The organism is Devosia sp. CAU 1758, from assembly GCF_054482695.1.
In genome coordinates, this window is record NZ_JBTLRJ010000004.1 from 115,115 (window position 1) to 131,469 (window position 16,355).

General features: G+C 62.5%; 19 protein-coding genes. 10 read left to right on the top strand and 9 right to left on the bottom strand.

Features of this window, described 5'->3' with window-relative positions:
• Window positions 1–9 precede the first annotated feature (9 nt).
• Window positions 10–894: a methylated-DNA--[protein]-cysteine S-methyltransferase gene (locus ACXYMS_RS14010; protein WP_458907240.1), complete on the bottom strand. Its 885-nt coding sequence runs from the start codon at window positions 892–894 to the stop codon at window positions 10–12.
• A gap of 68 nt (window positions 895–962) precedes the next feature.
• Window positions 963–1,442: a DUF2244 domain-containing protein gene (locus ACXYMS_RS14015; RefSeq protein WP_458907242.1), complete on the bottom strand. Its 480-nt coding sequence runs from the start codon at window positions 1,440–1,442 to the stop codon at window positions 963–965.
• 48 nt (window positions 1,443–1,490) lie between these two features.
• On the opposite strand from ACXYMS_RS14015, the gene nth reads away from it, so the two are divergent.
• On the top strand, window positions 1,491–2,171 hold the full coding sequence (nth, locus tag ACXYMS_RS14020; RefSeq protein WP_458907243.1) for an endonuclease III: 681 nt from the start codon (window positions 1,491–1,493) through the stop codon (window positions 2,169–2,171).
• A gap of 63 nt (window positions 2,172–2,234) precedes the next feature.
• On the opposite strand, the gene ACXYMS_RS14025 is transcribed toward nth, so the two are convergent.
• Window positions 2,235–2,687 (bottom strand): DUF2214 family protein, encoded by a 453-nt coding sequence (locus tag ACXYMS_RS14025; protein WP_458907245.1) that lies wholly within the window; start codon window positions 2,685–2,687, stop codon window positions 2,235–2,237.
• A gap of 51 nt (window positions 2,688–2,738) precedes the next feature.
• Between ACXYMS_RS14025 and ACXYMS_RS14030 the strand changes: the two genes are divergently transcribed.
• From ACXYMS_RS14030 to ACXYMS_RS14045, 4 genes are all read left to right on the top strand, one after another.
• Window positions 2,739–3,299 (top strand): TetR/AcrR family transcriptional regulator, encoded by a 561-nt coding sequence (locus tag ACXYMS_RS14030; RefSeq protein WP_458907247.1) that lies wholly within the window; start codon window positions 2,739–2,741, stop codon window positions 3,297–3,299.
• A 98-nt stretch (window positions 3,300–3,397) separates the two neighbouring features.
• Window positions 3,398–4,402: an adenosine kinase gene (locus ACXYMS_RS14035; protein WP_458907249.1), complete on the top strand. Its 1,005-nt coding sequence runs from the start codon at window positions 3,398–3,400 to the stop codon at window positions 4,400–4,402.
• A gap of 67 nt (window positions 4,403–4,469) precedes the next feature.
• Window positions 4,470–5,840, top strand: a complete 1,371-nt coding sequence (locus ACXYMS_RS14040; protein WP_458907251.1) for a phage minor head protein — start codon at window positions 4,470–4,472, stop codon at window positions 5,838–5,840.
• Window positions 5,824–6,525, top strand: a complete 702-nt coding sequence (locus ACXYMS_RS14045; RefSeq protein WP_458907253.1) for a hypothetical protein — start codon at window positions 5,824–5,826, stop codon at window positions 6,523–6,525. The genes ACXYMS_RS14040 and ACXYMS_RS14045 overlap by 17 nt, the downstream gene beginning before the upstream one ends.
• On the opposite strand, the gene pyrF is transcribed toward ACXYMS_RS14045, so the two are convergent.
• A complete protein-coding gene (gene pyrF / locus ACXYMS_RS14050; RefSeq protein WP_458907255.1) occupies window positions 6,522–7,223 on the bottom strand; it encodes an orotidine-5'-phosphate decarboxylase in 702 nt (233 codons plus the stop codon). The genes ACXYMS_RS14045 and pyrF overlap by 4 nt on opposite strands.
• Window positions 7,224–7,375: 152 nt before the next feature.
• On the opposite strand from pyrF, the gene ACXYMS_RS14055 reads away from it, so the two are divergent.
• Window positions 7,376–7,813 carry a MarR family winged helix-turn-helix transcriptional regulator gene (locus ACXYMS_RS14055; RefSeq protein WP_458907257.1) on the top strand — a complete coding sequence of 146 codons (438 nt, stop codon included), beginning with the start codon at window positions 7,376–7,378 and terminating at the stop codon, window positions 7,811–7,813.
• Between the two features lie 3 nt (window positions 7,814–7,816).
• Here the strand turns inward: ACXYMS_RS14055 and ACXYMS_RS14060 are convergent, their stop codons facing one another.
• Window positions 7,817–8,422 (bottom strand): histidine phosphatase family protein, encoded by a 606-nt coding sequence (locus tag ACXYMS_RS14060; RefSeq protein ID WP_458907259.1) that lies wholly within the window; start codon window positions 8,420–8,422, stop codon window positions 7,817–7,819.
• Window positions 8,423–8,424: 2 nt separating this feature from the next.
• Window positions 8,425–8,970: an NADPH-dependent FMN reductase gene (locus ACXYMS_RS14065; protein ID WP_458907261.1), complete on the bottom strand. Its 546-nt coding sequence runs from the start codon at window positions 8,968–8,970 to the stop codon at window positions 8,425–8,427.
• 114 nt (window positions 8,971–9,084) lie between these two features.
• Between ACXYMS_RS14065 and ACXYMS_RS14070 the strand changes: the two genes are divergently transcribed.
• The gene (locus ACXYMS_RS14070) at window positions 9,085–9,492 is read left to right on the top strand and encodes a VOC family protein (protein WP_458907263.1); all 408 of its coding nucleotides are present in this window, start codon (window positions 9,085–9,087) and stop codon (window positions 9,490–9,492) included.
• A 70-nt stretch (window positions 9,493–9,562) separates the two neighbouring features.
• Window positions 9,563–9,778: a hypothetical protein gene (locus tag ACXYMS_RS14075; RefSeq protein WP_458907264.1), complete on the top strand. Its 216-nt coding sequence runs from the start codon at window positions 9,563–9,565 to the stop codon at window positions 9,776–9,778.
• Window positions 9,779–9,915: 137 nt separating this feature from the next.
• On the opposite strand, the gene dnaJ is transcribed toward ACXYMS_RS14075, so the two are convergent.
• The 3 genes from dnaJ to ACXYMS_RS14090 all read right to left on the bottom strand — a co-directional run bounded on the left by dnaJ (window position 9,916) and on the right by ACXYMS_RS14090 (window position 13,749).
• On the bottom strand, window positions 9,916–11,052 hold the full coding sequence (dnaJ, locus tag ACXYMS_RS14080; protein WP_458907265.1) for a molecular chaperone DnaJ: 1,137 nt from the start codon (window positions 11,050–11,052) through the stop codon (window positions 9,916–9,918).
• Between the two features lie 224 nt (window positions 11,053–11,276).
• The gene (gene dnaK / locus ACXYMS_RS14085; protein ID WP_458907267.1) at window positions 11,277–13,193 is read right to left on the bottom strand and encodes a molecular chaperone DnaK; all 1,917 of its coding nucleotides are present in this window, start codon (window positions 13,191–13,193) and stop codon (window positions 11,277–11,279) included.
• A 223-nt stretch (window positions 13,194–13,416) separates the two neighbouring features.
• Window positions 13,417–13,749, bottom strand: a complete 333-nt coding sequence (locus tag ACXYMS_RS14090; protein WP_458907269.1) for a hypothetical protein — start codon at window positions 13,747–13,749, stop codon at window positions 13,417–13,419.
• A 118-nt stretch (window positions 13,750–13,867) separates the two neighbouring features.
• Between ACXYMS_RS14090 and ACXYMS_RS14095 the strand changes: the two genes are divergently transcribed.
• A complete protein-coding gene (locus tag ACXYMS_RS14095) occupies window positions 13,868–15,652 on the top strand; it encodes an aminodeoxychorismate synthase component I (protein ID WP_458907271.1) in 1,785 nt (594 codons plus the stop codon).
• Window positions 15,649–16,287 carry a bifunctional nicotinamidase/pyrazinamidase gene (pncA, locus tag ACXYMS_RS14100; protein ID WP_458907273.1) on the top strand — a complete coding sequence of 213 codons (639 nt, stop codon included), beginning with the start codon at window positions 15,649–15,651 and terminating at the stop codon, window positions 16,285–16,287. Before ACXYMS_RS14095 ends, pncA begins: the two co-directional genes overlap by 4 nt.
• Window positions 16,288–16,355: the final 68 nt, after the last annotated feature.

Genomic DNA, 16,355 nt, shown 5'->3' on the forward strand with positions numbered 1-16,355 from the left:
CGAGGCGAGCTAGCGCGTAACGGAGATGACCCCGGCTTCCCAGCCCAGGATCGCCCGCTTGCGGGGCACACCCCAATGGTAGCCGGTGAGCGCGCCCGAGGTGCCGACGACGCGATGACAGGGGACGACGAAGCTGATCGGGTTCTTGCCCACGGCGGCGCCGACGGCGCGCGAGGCGCTGGGGCGGCCGATCCTTTTGGCAACGCTGGCATAGGTCGTGGCCCTGCCGCAGGGGATGGCCAGCAGCGTCTCCCATACCTTCACTTCGAAATCGGTGCCGATCAGCACCACCCGCACCGGATGGTCGGCTGACCAGCGCCCGGGGGTGAAGACCTGCGACACCAGCGGCGCGACCCTTGTGTCATCGCGGGAAAAGCGGGCATTGGGCCAGCGATTGGCGAGATCGGCAAAGGCGTCCCCGATGCTGGTTTGAGCATCGGCAAAGCCAAGCCCGGAAATGCCGTATTCGGTAGCCGTGACCACGGCGAGGCCAAAGGGTGAGGGCGCCACGCCCCAGACCATGTCGATGCCTGCGCCGCCGGCACGGAATACGCCGGGCGGCATGGCCTCATAGGTGACGAACAGGTCGTGCAGCCGCGAAGTGGATGAGAGGCCGACCTCATAGGTGGTATCGAGCACACTTGCCTGCTCGCGCAACAGGCTCTTGGCGTGGTCGAGCGCCACTGCCTGGGCAAAGCTCTTGGGGCTGAGGCCACACCAGCGGCGGAAGAGGTCGGTCAACTGCCGCTCGCTGAGCCCGAGGGCGCGCGAAAAACGGCCGAGGTCAGTAGCGTCGGGACTGTTTTCGCTGAGATATCGGATGGCGGCGCGGATGGTGTCATAGTCGCTGTCCGGCGCAAGCGTCATGTGCTGGTTCATGTCCGGGTCTTTCATGGTGTGATCCGGCATGGTTCTAGCGCTGGTCGCATGGGGGAGCGACCCGGATTTGACATTGAGGCGCCTCAGGCGCTGCGGCGCGCTTTCCGCAGAGCTGCGCCAAAGGCCTTGGCAAAGCTCGACTTGTTGGCATTGGAAAGGAACTCGCCCAGCTCCAGTTCTCGCCCGCCCTGGCGCAGGAACACCCCGGTGGTGCGCTCGAAACTATCCCGCACCAGCCGCAACCGTACCTGCTTGGGATCGAGCCGCAGCAGTGATTTTTCGACGCCTGGCGCGCTGGTGGCAATTTCGAGCTGGTCGGCCCAGAGGGTCACCTGCTGGCTCACCCGCCGCCGCCGTGCCTGGCGAAGCCCCATGATCGTCAGGCCCATGGCTGCCAACCCAAAGGCCACGAGGCCGGGCAGGACAAATTCAGGAATGGCGATGAGGAAGGGCGCACCGACAATGGCGGCGAGGACAAGGCCGATCCAGCCGCCGACCATGCGGAAGGATCGCTCTGGCCGCAGGGTTGCCGCAAATAACGGGCTGGTGGTGGTGACTTGCATCGCTCGTCCTCTTGCCTGAAATACTGGCAGAGATTCGGGGTCGAGAGAATGCCGAGAGCCAAAAAAGTGAACATGCTTGGCAAGGCGGATGCCGAGGCGATCTTTGCCCGGTTTCACCAGATCGAGCCCGAGCCCAAGGGCGAGCTCGACTATAGCAATGCCTTCACCCTGCTCGTGGCTGTAGTGCTCTCGGCCCAGGCCACCGATGTGGGCGTCAACAAGGCCACCAAACGCCTGTTCGAGCTGGCCCCCTCGCCTGCCGCCATGGTGGCCCTGGGGGTGGAGCAGATCACCGAATTAATCAGGACCATCGGGCTTTATCGCGGCAAGGCGAAAAATGTCCTTGCGCTTTCCCAGATGCTCATCGACCGCCATGGGGGCGAAGTGCCCGCGGATCGCGAGGCGCTTGAAGCACTGCCCGGCGTCGGGCGCAAAACCGCCAATGTGGTGCTGAACATCTTCTTCAAGCAACCGACGATCGCCGTGGACACGCACCTCTTCCGCGTCGGCAATCGCACGGGCCTCGCGCCCGGCAAGACCCCGCTCGAAGTAGAGAAGGCGCTGACCAGACAGGTGCCGGAGCGCTTCATGCTCCATGCCCATCACTGGCTGATTCTGCATGGCCGCTATATCTGCAAGGCCCGCCTGCCCGAATGCTGGCGCTGCCCGATTGCCCAATGGTGCCTGTTCGAGCCGAAGTCACCTTTGCCGGTGCGGCGGCAGGCATAAAGAGCCACCAACTGATGCGGGTGTTGATCGTCCCACCTCCCCAGAGGAAGGAGTGAAGAAGCGTTACCCTCCATATCCCCGCGCCATGGCGGCGGCGAAGATGGGGATGAGCAGCAATATACCAGCCTGGAGGTGAAGGAAGCGGCGGTTCGTGGCGATCTCGCTGGCGGGTGGCGCATAATCGGCCTGCCCTTCGCCCGCCTTGGCCCAGCGACGAAAGGCCATGGTCGGTGGAATGGTGAGAAGGCCCATCACCAGGAATGCCGCCATCTTGCCCCAGAAGGCGTGATTGCCGAGGTAATATTCATAACCAGTGGCGCCAAATACGACCCGGAGAATACCGACGACGATGACCAGTCCCGCGACCCCACCATAGGCTGCGTCAAGCTTTGCAAGCTGAGTGACCAGCTTGCCGGAGAGGCCTGGCCGCAGCAACGAGAATTTGGCAGCAAATAAGGCGACAAAGGTGAAGACGGCCAGATGATGGGCCGAGGCCAGAACCAGATCCCAATCCATTATGGGTGCTCCATGTTGACACTGCCTACATAATTGGGTCATAAATAAGCAATGTCAACATCGTCGAACAGCCCCTATCATCACGGCAATCTGCGCCAGGCGCTGCTGGAGGCAGGGCTGATCATCCTTGAAAAGCAGGGGGAGGCAGGCCTGGGCCTGCGCGATCTGGCGCGCGCCGTGGGTGTCTCCCCGGCGGCGCCCTATCGGCATTTCGACAGTCGCGCGGCGCTGCTCGAGGCGCTCGCCGTCACCGGGTTCCAGCGCTTTGCAGCCCGCATGGAGGCGGTCGCGGCGAGCGACCCCGATAACGCCATGGCCGCCATGGGCAAAACCTATGTGGTCTTTGCGCTGCAGAACGCGAACCTGTTCCGCTTGATGTTCTCGCCCCAGCTCAAGAAGGAGGCGCGCCCCGGCCTGTCCATGGCAGCAGACGCCGCCTTCGACACGCTGCGCCACGCGATAGGTGGCGATGTCGAATCCGGGCGGATCAGAGCGCTGGCGGCATGGGCAAAGGTGCATGGCCTGGCTGTATTGCTGCTCGACGGGCAGATCGCCATCCGCGCTGGCGAGGATACCGAAGCATTGATCGGCGAGATCATTTCGAGCCTGTGATTGCCCGGCCGGCCGCATAGGCAAAAGAAATTGCCCCTTCGGCCATCATGCTCTAAACCGACTCACGGCCTTTTAAGCAACGCCGGAACCTCCCGAACATGACCCAGACCCGCTTCGACGTGCTCACCATCGGCAACGCGATCGTCGACATCATCGCCCCGGTGGAAGCCGGCTTCATCGAACGCGAGGGCATGACCGAAGGCATCATGCATCTGATCGACACCGATCGGGCAGAAGATCTCTATGGGAAAATGCCGGTGGGCCGGCAGCAGATCTCGGGCGGCTCGGCGGCCAATACCGCCGCCGGCGTCGCTTCGCTGGGCGGTCGTGCCGCCTTTGTGGGCAAGGTGGCCGACGATCCGCTGGGCGATGTGTTCGAGACCGATCTCACGGCCATTGGGGTCCATTACAACACCTCGCGCCTCAAGAACGGCGCGCTGACGGCGCGCTCGATGATCTTCCTGTCCGAAGATGGCGAGCGCACCATGAACACCTATCTCGGCGCCTGCCACGAACTGACCGAGCGCGACATCCACCCCGACGAGATCGGCGGCTCGGCCATAACCTACATGGAAGGGTTCCTGTGGGACCCGGTGGAGGCCAAGAAGGCCTTCGTGCTGGCCGCGCACTATGCCCACAAGCATGAGCGCGCCGCCGCCTTCACCCTCAGCGATCCGTTCTGCGTCGACCGCTACCGCGCCGAATTCCTTGATCTCATCCGCTCAAAGACCATCGACTATGTGTTCGCCAATGTGCATGAGCTCAAGTCCCTCTACCAGACCGAGGACCTGGGCGAAGCCGTCCGCGAAATCGCCAAGGACACCGAAGTGGCCGCCATCACCATGGGCGCCGATGGCGCCATGGCCGTGTTCAACGGCGAAGTGGTCTCGGTCCCGGCCTTCCCGGTCGAGAAGGTCGTCGATGCCACCGGCGCCGGCGACCTCTTTGCCTCGGGGTTCCTGCTCGGCCTCGCCCGCGGCCAGAATATCGAATCTGCACTAAAGACCGGGTGCCTGGCGGCATCCGAGGTGATCAGCCATATCGGCGCGCGTCCGCAGCTCGATCTGGAAGAGCTGACGCAGAAGCATGGACTGGCCGTCTAGCGGTCCGCCGACTTATCCTCCTCACGGAACCTCATGAGATCATTCCCGCGACAAACGGGAGTGATCAATGGCTCATGGCGACGACAAACGGCAACTGGTAGGTGTCGCGCGCCGCCGCGCCTTTGAAAACTATCTGCGCTACGGGCAATGGCCCGGATGGCCTGCGGAGACTGGGCCGGAAAAGAAGGCCTTCGGGCCGGTCGCGAAGCTGCGGGCAAAGCCAACTCGCTTCTATGTGTGGCGATCTCTTGGCGATGACCGCGCCCGCGCTGCGCATGCCCTGCGCCATGGGCAGATTTTCGCCTGGGACGATCCACCATCCGGCGGACACCCCGGCAGCGAGCCCAATTGCCGTTGTTGGGCCGAGCCCTATTTCGGCGACCCGGGTGTTCCCGACACCCTTCAGCCGCTGGAACACACGTATCAGCCGGCTGCGACCAGCGCGGATCTCTGGTCAAGCGTTGAAAGCCTCACGCGGCCCGATGGCAGTGTTGCGGAGAGTATCGTCACCCTGCGCGATGGAACAAAAGTCCACTCGCGCTTTTGGCGAACCCTTGTGGCTCGTATCGTCACGCTGGCCAGCGGTGCCACGGTGCGGATCGATTCAGAGGGTGGCACGCAAACCGTTCGCGTCGGCGATGAAGCGATGCCGGTCCTTCGCTCGGCCTGGACGTCGAGAGGGCCGATCTTCTCCAGCCTGTCCCGTGCCGGTTTCCGCTTCAGTCCTGATCTTTTTCCCGAGTTAGGCGAGACCGACGAGCTACGTCCCGACACCCTTCTCGATCCGCTGCCGGCCCTCTTGTCCCCGAACCCGATAGCTGACGGGGCGCCAGGACTGGATCTTCTCGGTCTTGCCCTGTTCGCTCTTTATGCAGCGCAACGGGCAGCACCTGCCAGTCAGGGCATGGGGGAAGGCGACAAGCCGGTCCTGACGATCCGAACATGGACCGTATCAGCGGCGACCGGCGTCGTACCCATCCGGGCGGATGCGTTGACGGCCGAGCAAGTTAGGCAACAATGCAAACAGTTCCCAAATGTTTTGCGCTGGATCAACGAGACTGACGTGGAGTTATCGAGTGTCGACACAACGGCGCTGCCTGCCAGGGTTTTCGGAAGCTTGTTTCATCATGCGGCGAAGGAAAAATTTGAGGCAGAAAAGCGAGTCCTTCCTGGATTGTATGAGGGGCTGAGTGCAGAGATTTCGTTCGACAAATCCGGCACAGTGGTACCCTACGGGTCGCGTGGTTCCACGCGACTGGATTTTGTGGAAGAAGTTCCGCCCAAAGCTCCTGAGATTGTCTGCGACTATGAGGTCAAGACCGGCAATGCTGAACTAGCAGGGAACCAACTCCTTCGACAGGCGCAACGTCTATCCCGTCGATACCCGGGTGCCCTAATAGTGATGATGGAGATTAAATCCAATGAGCACCCTCGTTGAGGTCAAGCGCTGGGCGCGACCGTTTCTGGGGCGTCATCCTGAACTCTCAATGATTGGCCGGAACATCGTGCTGTCCCCCATCGAGCATTTTGTTCGAGGCATCTTCGTTGACCGGACGAGCATGCGCAGAGTAACTCGAGTTTACTGCTATGTGGACCCGCTGTTGGAGATGCATGCTGTGCCTGCATTCTCGTGGGAATGGGTTCTGGATCTACCCTTCATTGACTCGCCAGAGTTCCTGGGAGCTTTCGACGAAGCTCTTGAGGACTGTCTCCAAATGGGTCTGAAGACCATCAACTCCTTGGAGGAGTTTCTCGAAAAAACCAGCAGGCATAGCCAGCGCCGTTTCGGGCCGCTGCCGCTACCACGCTACCACGGACGATACGGGCGCGCGCTGGCGGCTCTAGGCCGATTGGATGAAGCTGAGCCGCTGCTGGCGCGGGACCTTGCCAACGACCCCATCGCGCAGCGGGCAGCAAATCCACATTTGCCGGAGCGCCTGTTCGACATCGCGCCCGACGCTCAGGAGCGCCACAGCTATCACACCAGTCTTCTCGCCCTTGTCCGCGCTCGAGATCGCCAGGGGATAGGTGCGCTCCTGCGCGCGTGTGAAAAGCAGCAGGCCGGGCGCTGGAAGGTCGAGCACCTTTGGCAGCCGACGCCGTTTCCGGTCGAGATAGCCTAAGCCACGCTCACCCTTTTCCCCGCCATTTCGGCCAAAATCGCCGCTGCCGCTGCTGCCGGGTCGGGCGCGGCGATGATCGGGCGGGCGACGACCAGGTGCGAGGCGCCGGCGGCGAGGGCATCGCTCGGGGTCATGGCGCGCTTCTGGTCGCCGAGGGCAGCGCCGGCGGGGCGAATGCCGGGGGTGACCACGGCCATCTGGCGCCCGACAATGGTGCGGACCATTTCGGCCTCGCGGGCCGAGGCGACCACGCCGCCAATGCCGGCTTCCTTCGCCTGCTGGGCGCGCAGGGCCACCAGCCCCGCCGCGTCGCGGGCATAGCCGGCGTCTTTGACGTCATTGTCGTCCATCGAGGTGAGCACCGTGACGCCGAGCACGCAGAGGCCCGAGCCTTCGGCGGCCTTCTGGGCAGCGCGCATGGCCTTGGGATAGGCATGGACAGTCAGCATGGTGGCGCCGGTTTCGGCAATGGCGGCAACGCCCTTTTCGACCGTGTTGTCGATGTCGAGCAGCTTGAGATCGAAGAACACCTTCTTGCCGGCCGCCAGCAGCGCCTTGCCCAGCGCGTAGCCATCGGCGCCGTAAAAGCACTGATAGCCGATCTTGTAGAAGTCGACGCTGTCTCCCAGCATCGCCACAATCTCCTCGGCGCGCGCGCGCGAAGAAACGTCGAGGCCCACGATCAACTGGCCAGCCATGAGTTTTGCTCCTTATGCTGATTTGTTCTCCGCTCCCATGAATCGCGCAGGAGAGCAAGCAGAAATGCCGATGCTATGCTGGCATAATGGTGTTGCGCGCTGATGGTATGACGGCATATCAAGCCGCATTTCCAGGGCTATTGGGGTCGGGCATGCAACAGAAGTCTTTGTCGGCCATGGTGGCCTGGATGCGGCTCGATCAGGCGATCAAGGCCTTGGAAGCCGATCTGAAGCGCCGTCACGCCATCACCGCGCTGCAACTGGCGGTGCTGCACATCATCTCCGAGCGCCCCCAAATCCCCCTTGCCGCTCTGCGCAAGGCGCTGGTGGCCCATCCCGCCACCTTGGGCCAGGCCATAGACGATCTGCGGCGCAAGGGGCACTGCCGGGTCGTGACCGACCCCGATGACCGACGGGCGCGCAATGTCGCCATCAGCGAGACGGGGCGCGCCCTGGTGGCGGAAACGCCTCTAGCCGGCCCCATGCGCCTGCGTCATGTCGAGGGTGAGAACGAACGGCTCGACGGACTGACGGCGGCCTTTGGCGACGCGGTGAACCTGTTCGGGCTCGGAGACTGGACCGGGCGGTAAAGCCTATTCGGCCCAGCCGGGAGGAATGTCCTCCATTGGTGTCCAGTCGGTAAGCAATTGCCTCGTGGTGAAATCGAAGACAAAGCCATTGCCGCCGCCGCTGACACCAATGCGGCTCTGATCCTCGGCGCGGGAAATGCGCCGGTTGCCGATGCGGCATTTGAGCAGCGTGCCAATGGCACCATGGCCGCAAAAGATCACCGGCACCTCTTCGGGAACCGTAGCCAGGGCGGTACGCACCGTGGAGACGATGCGGGCCTGCGCATCGATGGCGCGCTCCCACCCGTCCACGCTCTGCTGCGGCTGGGCGAAGAACCGGTCCGCATGCGCCTCGAACAAGGAGGGCGGCAGGAAGCCGGTCGAGGAACGATCATTCTCGCCCATGTCATGGTCGGAAAGTATCAGTGTGCCTGCGGCGACAGCAACCAGTTCGGCCAGTTCCAGCGCCTTGGTCTCGCGGCTCGAAAATACCATGGCTCCCACCGGCACGACGCCACGCGCGGCAAAGGCCTCGGCCCGCGCCTTGCCCTCCCCCGACAATCCCCAGAGCGGTACGGGCACGGCCGCGTCCATGCGAACCTGGGGATGGGTGAGGTAGAGCGCGCGCAATCCTAGCCTCGGCTGAAATGGGTCAGTTCATGCACCATCTGCTCGACCTTGCGGATGATGGCGGGCTCGGTCGGATCGCCCTGCTCGTCGAACGCTGCCTCGGCCGGACCGATGCCGAGCAGGGTCGGCACGATCAGCGTGCCCACCTTGGTCAGACTATCCCTGAGATGGCTTAAGGACCATATGGTGCCATACTTTCCTGAAGAGACCCCGCCAATGCCGAAGACGGCGTGCCGAAAGGGACTGGGCTTCTGGCGGCTGAGCCAGGTCACCGTGTTGACCAGGAGCGGCGGTACGCCGCCATTATATTCGGGACTGGCGATGAAGACGATGTCATGGCTGCGCCAAAGCGCAGCCAGCCGCCCCGCCGCCTCGGGGACATGGTCGGGTTCCAGGTCCTCGTTGAAGATCGGCATGTCGAAGTCGCCAAGGTCGATTTCGGTGACTGCCACGCCGGCTTGGGCGAGTTGGCGCCCCATATGCTGCTGCAGGATGCGGTTGTATGACCCCTTGCGGATGGACCCCGAAAGGGTGAGTGCCGTCTTCATGCTGTCTCCCGAAACAATTTTGTCGAACCTGCTATGCCCCGCTCGTCGGTGCAATACAATTGGCAGGAACGGGCCGTGACACTAGGCTGGTTCCGAGAACACAGGAGACCCTCAATGGCCAATATGATCTTCGTCAATCTGCCGGTGCGCGACCTTCCGGCTTCCATGGCCTATTTCAAGGCGCTCGGCTTCGATCACAATCCACAGTTCACCGACGAGACGGCGTCCTGCATCGTCATCAGCGACGCGATCTTCGTCATGCTGCTGACCCATGACAAATTCCGGGAATTTTCCGGCACGCCCATTCCCGACGCCAAATCCGAGATCGGTGCGCTCTATGCCCTCTCGCGCGACAGCCGCGAGGCCGTCGACGCCATCGCCAATGCGGCGCTCAAGGCCGGCGGCAAGGAACAGCGCGATCCCCAGGACTATGGGTTCATGTATGGCCGCGCCATCGCCGACCTCGATGGTCATGTCTGGGAATATACCTGGATGGACATGAGCCAGATGCCAACCGAGTAGGACCTCGCCTCCATAATGCATCGGGGCTAGTCTGCGGTCCCGATGCCACGCCGCATGGAGAAAAGCTGCCATGACCACGAAAATGATCATCACCCACCTTTCGCACGATATCGCAGCGAAAAAGAGCTTCGTGTCCTTTGCCTGGGCCGACGATCCGAGTAAGCACCTGGGCCTTGAAGTGCCCTATGGCACGCCACTGGAGGATATCGAAGTGGCGGCGGAAAATGCGGTGGCGGAGTTGATCACCGAGTTGCAGACGGCAGAGCGGGTGCTGCCGGGGGAGTGAAGGGGCCTGAGTGAGCTCAGAATCCGTGTCACTCGACCATGGGTCTCGTGGCCTTAAGGCAGCTACCCGCCACTCAGGCATAGCCTTCGTGGGCTTGATCGCAAAAATCGCCCCACCGGGGCGGTTTTTCTTCGCGATCAAGCCTCGAACATTTTCTTGAGCTTGTCGAAGAAGCCACCCGAATTGGGGCTGGTCTCATCGGTTTCGAGCCTGGCGAATTCCTCGAGCAGTTCGCGCTGCTTGCGGCTCAGGTTCTGCGGCGTTTCGATATCGAGCTGCACATAGAGATCGCCGACATCCTTCGAACGCAGAACCGGCATGCCCTTGCCTTTCAAGCGCACGCGCTGGCCCGGCTGGGTGCCAACGGGAACCTTCACCTTGGCCCGCGCCTGGTCGAGCGTTGGCACTTCGAACTCGCCGCCCAGGGCGGCCGTGGTCATGGAAATGGGCACGCGGGCATAGAGATCGGCGCCGTCGCGCTGGAACAATTGGTGCGGCTTGATCGAGACGAAGATGTAGAGATCACCCGGCGGGCCGCCGCGCAGGCCCGCTTCGCCCTCATTGGCGAGGCGAATGCGCGTGCCGTCCTCAATACCCTTGGGAACATCGACCGAGAGGGTGCGGTTCTGCTGGCGCCGGCCTTGGCCACCACAATCGGTGCAGGGCTGATCCATCATCTGCCCCCGGCCCTGGCATACCGGACAGGTGCGCTCGATGGTAAAGAAGCCCTGTGCCGCGCGCACCTTGCCATGGCCATTGCACTGCCGGCAGGTATGGGTGCCGGTGCCCGGCTTGGCGCCCGAGCCCTCGCAGGTGTCGCAGGCGGCCAGTGTCGGAACGTCGATCTCGACGGTGCGACCGTCAAAGCTTTCTTCGAGGCTGATCTCAAGATTGTAGCGCAGGTCCGAGCCGCGCATCCGGGCAGCTCCGCCGCCGCGACGGCCGTTGCCGGCACCACCCATGAAGTCGCCGAAGATGTCCTCGAAGATATCGGACATGGAGGAAGCAAATTCCGGACCGAAGCCCGGACCGGTGCGGGGCCCGCCGTTTTCGAAGGCGGCATGGCCGAACCGGTCATAGGCCGCACGCTTCTGCGGGTCCTTGAGCGTGTCATAGGCCTCGTTGATTTCCTTGAACCGGTGCTCAGCCTCGGCATTGCCCGGATTGCGATCGGGGTGAAACTGCATGGCGAGCTTGCGATAGGCGCCCTTGAGGGCCGCGTCGTCGGCACCCTTCTGGCAGCCGAGCACCTCGTAGAAGTCGCGTTTGGCCAAGATAAACTCTCTTTATCGGTCGCGCCGGTCCGGTCGTCGCGGTGAAAATCGAACAAAAGCCGGCTGGGCCGGCGACTTTGTCCCGCATATGGGCAGGCCGCCGCGTCTTAGCAAGGGGCGGGTAGTGGATCAACCATGCCCGCTGATTCACGTGAAACCCAGAGGATGCTGCAAAAACAGAAAGGCCCGGCGTCGCCACCGGGCCTTCAATTCAGTCAGTCCGCTTACGCCGACTTCTTGTCGTCGTCGCCGTCCTTGACCTCTTCGAAATCGGCGTCGACCACGTCGTCGTCGCCATCATCGTCGGTGCCATTGGCCTTAGCTTCGGCTTCGGCCTGGCTGGCCTTGTACATGGCCTCGCCCAGCTTCATCGAGGCTTCCGCCAGGGTCGCGGTCTTTTCCTTGATGGCTTCGGCATCGTCGCCATCCAGCACGCCCCTGAGATCGGCAATCGCGGTCTCGATGGCAGCCTTGTCCTCGGCCGAGACCTTGTCGCCATAATCGGCCAGCGACTTCTCGGTCGAGTGCAGCAGCGATTCGCCCTGATTGCGGGCCTCCACGGCCTCGCGCTTCTTCTTGTCGACCTCGGCATTGGCCTCGGCGTCCTTGACCATCTTCTCGATGTCGGCATCCGAAAGACCACCGGAGGCCTGGATGCGGATTTGCTGCTCCTTGCCGGTGCCCTTGTCCTTGGCCGAGACGTTGACGATGCCATTGGCGTCGATATCGAAAGTCACCTCGATCTGCGGCACGCCGCGCGGCGCGGGGGGAATGCCGGCCAGGTCGAAATTGCCCAGCAGCTTGTTGTCCGCTGCCATCTCACGCTCGCCCTGGAAGACGCGGATGGTCACCGCGTTCTGGTTGTCTTCGGCGGTCGAGAAGGTCTGGCTCTTCTTGGTCGGGATGGTGGTGTTGCGATCGATCAGGCGGGTGAAGACGCCACCCAGGGTTTCGATACCCAGCGAGAGCGGGGTCACGTCGAGCAGCAGCACGTCCTTGACGTCGCCCTGCAGCACGCCGCCCTGAATGGCAGCACCAAGCGCCACCACTTCGTCCGGGTTGACGCCCTTATGGGGCTCCTTGCCGAACAGCTGCTTGACCGCTTCCTGCACCTTGGGCATCCGGCTCATGCCGCCGACCAGCACGACTTCGTCGATCTGCGACGCCGAAACGCCAGCATCCTTCATGGCCTGCTTGCATGGCTCGATGGTGCGGGTGATGAGGTCATCGACCAGCGATTCGAGCTTGGAGCGCGAAAGCTTGAGCGTCAGGTGTTTGGGACCGGACGCATCGGCGGTGATGAAGGGCAGGTTGATTTCGGTCTGGGTCGAGCTCGAAAGCTCGATCTTGGCCTTTTCGGCGGCTTCCTTGAGGCGCTGCAATGCCAGCTTGTCGCCGCGCAGGTCGATGCCCTGTTCCTTCTTGAATTCGTCGGCTAGGTAGTCGACCAGGCGCATGTCGAAGTCTTCGCCGCCCAGGAAGGTGTCGCCATTGGTCGACTTCACCTCGAAGACGCCGTCGCCGATTTCGAGAATGGAGACGTCGAAGGTGCCGCCGCCAAGGTCATAGACCGCGATGGTGCCCGAGTTCTTCTTGTCCAGGCCATAGGCAAGCGCTGCCGCAGTCGGCTCGTTGATGATGCGCAGCACTTCAAGGCCGGCAATCTTGCCTGCGTCCTTGGTAGCCTGGCGCTGGCTGTCGTTGAAATAGGCCGGAACCGTGATCACGGCCTGGGTAACGGTTTCACCCAGATAGCTCTCGGCGGTTTCCTTCATCTTCTGCAGGATCATGGCCGAGACCTGCGAAGGCGAATATTTCTCGCCCGAGGCTTCCACCCAGGCGTCGCCATTGTCGGCCTTGGTGATTTTGAAGGGCACCAGGTCCTTGTCCTTGGCCACGACCTTGTCGTCATAGCGACGACCGATCAGGCGCTTGACCGCGAAAAGCGTGCCTTCGGGATTGGTCACCGCCTGGCGCTTGGCCGGCTGACCCACAAGACGCTCACCATCCTTGGAAAAGGCGACCATGGACGGCGTGGTGCGCGCGCCCTCTGCATTCTCGATAACCTTGGGATTGCTGCCGTCCATCACGGCCACGCAGCTATTGGTGGTACCCAGGTCAATGCCGATAACTTTAGCCATTTACTCTGCCTCTCTCTTAGCGAACCCGCCGCAAGGCCCTCTCGAAGAAAGCAGCCTTTTGGCCCGAAAGGGGCCGGGGTCCCTCGTAGGTTATAAAATCGCCCCTTGCGGGGCCTCGGGGCGTATATAGGGGGGTGTCACACGCGCTTCAAGCGCGCGTATCGTCAGATTTTCGGTGTGGCCGGTAATGTTGGCCACCCGGCTTGCCGGGCGGCCGGGCGCATCAGTCGTTGATGGTATAGCTGTTGAGCTGGCAGATATCGATCTGCGGCTCGATCAGCTCAGCTTCGTTTTCCATCACGAACTTGAAGTCATAGAGACACTGGTCCGAACCGTCGCCAATGGTGGCGGTCGCCTGATAGCCCGCTTCGAGAATGCCGGTCTCGCCCAGAAGGTCCTCGCCCCAGCTGTTTTCATTGCTCGGCGTGGTATAAAAATAGTGCAGTGCGTAGGAACTGTTGTTGATGACCGTGAACTCAACGGTCTGTGCCGCGACAGGCACAATGCCGGCCACGAGCGCCAGGGTGGCAAGACCACCCAGCAGGAACGTCTTCATGATTGTAACCCTCATGCCGGGTGCAGGACGCGCCCGGACCGCCATTATCTGCCACTTGCCGATGCCGCCGCCAAGCTGTCTCGTTTCGCCGATCTGCAATAATCGATAGAAGCAAGCCATGACCACGCCCGGCACCGTGCTGCTGCACGACAATCTCGATCCGCACGGCCAGTGCCTGCTCTTTTTTCGGCCTCGCGAAATTCTGGTCGCATATAGCGCGGAGGAGGCGCGCTCGGCCCTGAAACGCCTGGCCGCGGCTGGCCGGGAAGGTCTCTGGGCCGCCGGCTACCTATCCTATGAGCTGGGCCTTCTGTTCGAGGAGCGGCTGGTCCCGTTGCTGCCCGCCCACAGCGCGACGCCGCTGCTCTGGATCGGGCTCTATGAGACGCCACAGCGATCCACCGGGGCCGAGATCGATGAGATGCTGGAAAAAGCCGATCCCGGCCGCGCCGAGGCGCTCACGCCTGAATGGGGCCCGGAGGCCTACGCCCGCGCCTTCGAGCGGGTGGAAGGTTTCATCGGGGCGGGCGATACCTATCAAGTCAACCTCACCATGAAGGCCCGTTTCCGCCTCGAGGGCGATCCGCTGGGCCTCTACCGGATCCTGGCCCGGAGCCAGAAGGTAGCCTATGGCGCCTATATCGATGCCGGGGATCATGTGGTGCTTTCGCGATCTCCCGAACTCTTCGTGTCCTGCAGCGCAGGCCGATTGCAGGCGCGGCCCATGAAGGGGACACTGAAGCGCGGACGGACACGCGCCGAGGACGAAGCGGGCCGAGCTGCCTTGGCCAGCGACGAAAAGAACCGCGCGGAAAACCTGATGATCGTTGATCTGCTGCGAAATGATCTGGGGCGCATCGCCAGGACCGGTACGGTCGCGGTGACAGACCTTTTCAGCGTGGAGACCTATCCGAGCCTCCACACCATGACCTCGGGCATCACGGCAGAGATGCGTTCCGATCTCGGCATTGTGGAGGTCCTGGAAAACCTCTTCCCCTGCGGCTCGATCACCGGGGCGCCCAAAATGCGGGCCATGGAGATCATCCATGCGGTCGAAGCGGGGCCGCGCGGGCTCTATACCGGCTCCATCGGCTATATCGCGCCGAATGGCGATTTTGCCTTCAACGTCGCCATTCGCACCGCCGTGATCGACGCCGCTGGAAATGGCGAGATCGGCATTGGTGGCGGCATCGTCGCCGATTCAACGGCGAAAGATGAATATGAGGAGGCGCTGCTGAAACTGAAATTCCTCTCCGATCCGGCCCCGGTGGTGACCCTGATCGAAACCTTCAAATGGACGCCTGAAGACGGCTATGCGCTGCTCGACCGGCATCTCGACCGCCTCCATGATTCGGCGGCCTATTTCGGCCTGCCGATGACGCTGGAGGAGGTCGATGCCTATCTCAGGGACCAGGCAGCGAACTGGACCGGGCCGATGCGGGCCCGCCTCACCCTCTCCGACGCTGGTCTCGACCTGACATCCGTGCCCTTGCCCCCCAGCCCGAAAATTTTCCGCTTCACCATTGCCGATGAGGCTCTGGATTCAACTAGCGTCTGGCTGGCGCACAAGACCACGAATCGCGCCTTTTATGACACGCCGCGCCAGCGTGCCCATGACGAACGCGGCCATGATGAAGTGGTGTTCCGCAATGAGCGGAGCGAACTGACCGAGGGCAGCTTCACCAATCTTTTCGTCGAGATTGACGGGAGATTACTGACGCCGCCTTTATCCTCGGGCCTGCTGCCCGGCACGCTGCGGGCCGAGCTGATCGCCCAGGGCAAGGCAGAAGAGCAGGTGCTGACCCTTGCCCATCTCCATGCCGCCGAGGCAATCTGGCTGGGCAATTCCGTGCGCGGCCTCATCCGCGCCCATTGGGCAGACCGGGAGCAAGACACGCCATGACAATTTCCATTCAACCCGAAGACGTGCTGGTCGTGGTCGATGTGCAATATGATTTCCTGCCCGGCGGTAGCTTGGCCGTCGCCGGCGGGGATGAAATCGTGCCGCTGATCAATCGGCTGGCGAAAAAGTTCAAGAATGTCGTGCTGACCCAGGACTGGCATCCGGCTGATCACATTTCTTTTGCCAGCCAGCATGCGGGCAAGGCGCCCTTCGAGACCATCACGCTCCACTATGGCATGCAGGTGCTCTGGCCCGATCACTGTGTCTGGGGCACGCACGGCGCTGAACTGAGCAAGGATCTCGACATCCCCCACGCCCAGCTCATCATCCGCAAGGGCTATAATAGGGCCATCGATAGCTATTCGGGCTTCCAGGAGGCCGACCGCGAAACCACCACCGGGCTGGCCGGCTATCTCAACGAGCGGGACGTCGGGCGACTGTTTGTGGTGGGGCTGGCCACAGATTTCTGCGTCGCCTGGACGGCGCTGGACGGGGTGGCCGGGGGATTTGACGTCACGGTCATCGAGGACGCGACGCGGGCCATCGATGCCAATGGATCGCTGGCCAAGGCCTGGGCAGATATGGGTGAGGCGGGAGTTCAGCGGGAAATGAGCCGGGAGAATTTGGAATTGTAGGCCCCCACCCCCAATAAGAATCCCCGCTTGCGCGGGGATTCACGTGAAACGCAGGCGGCGGCGGTATG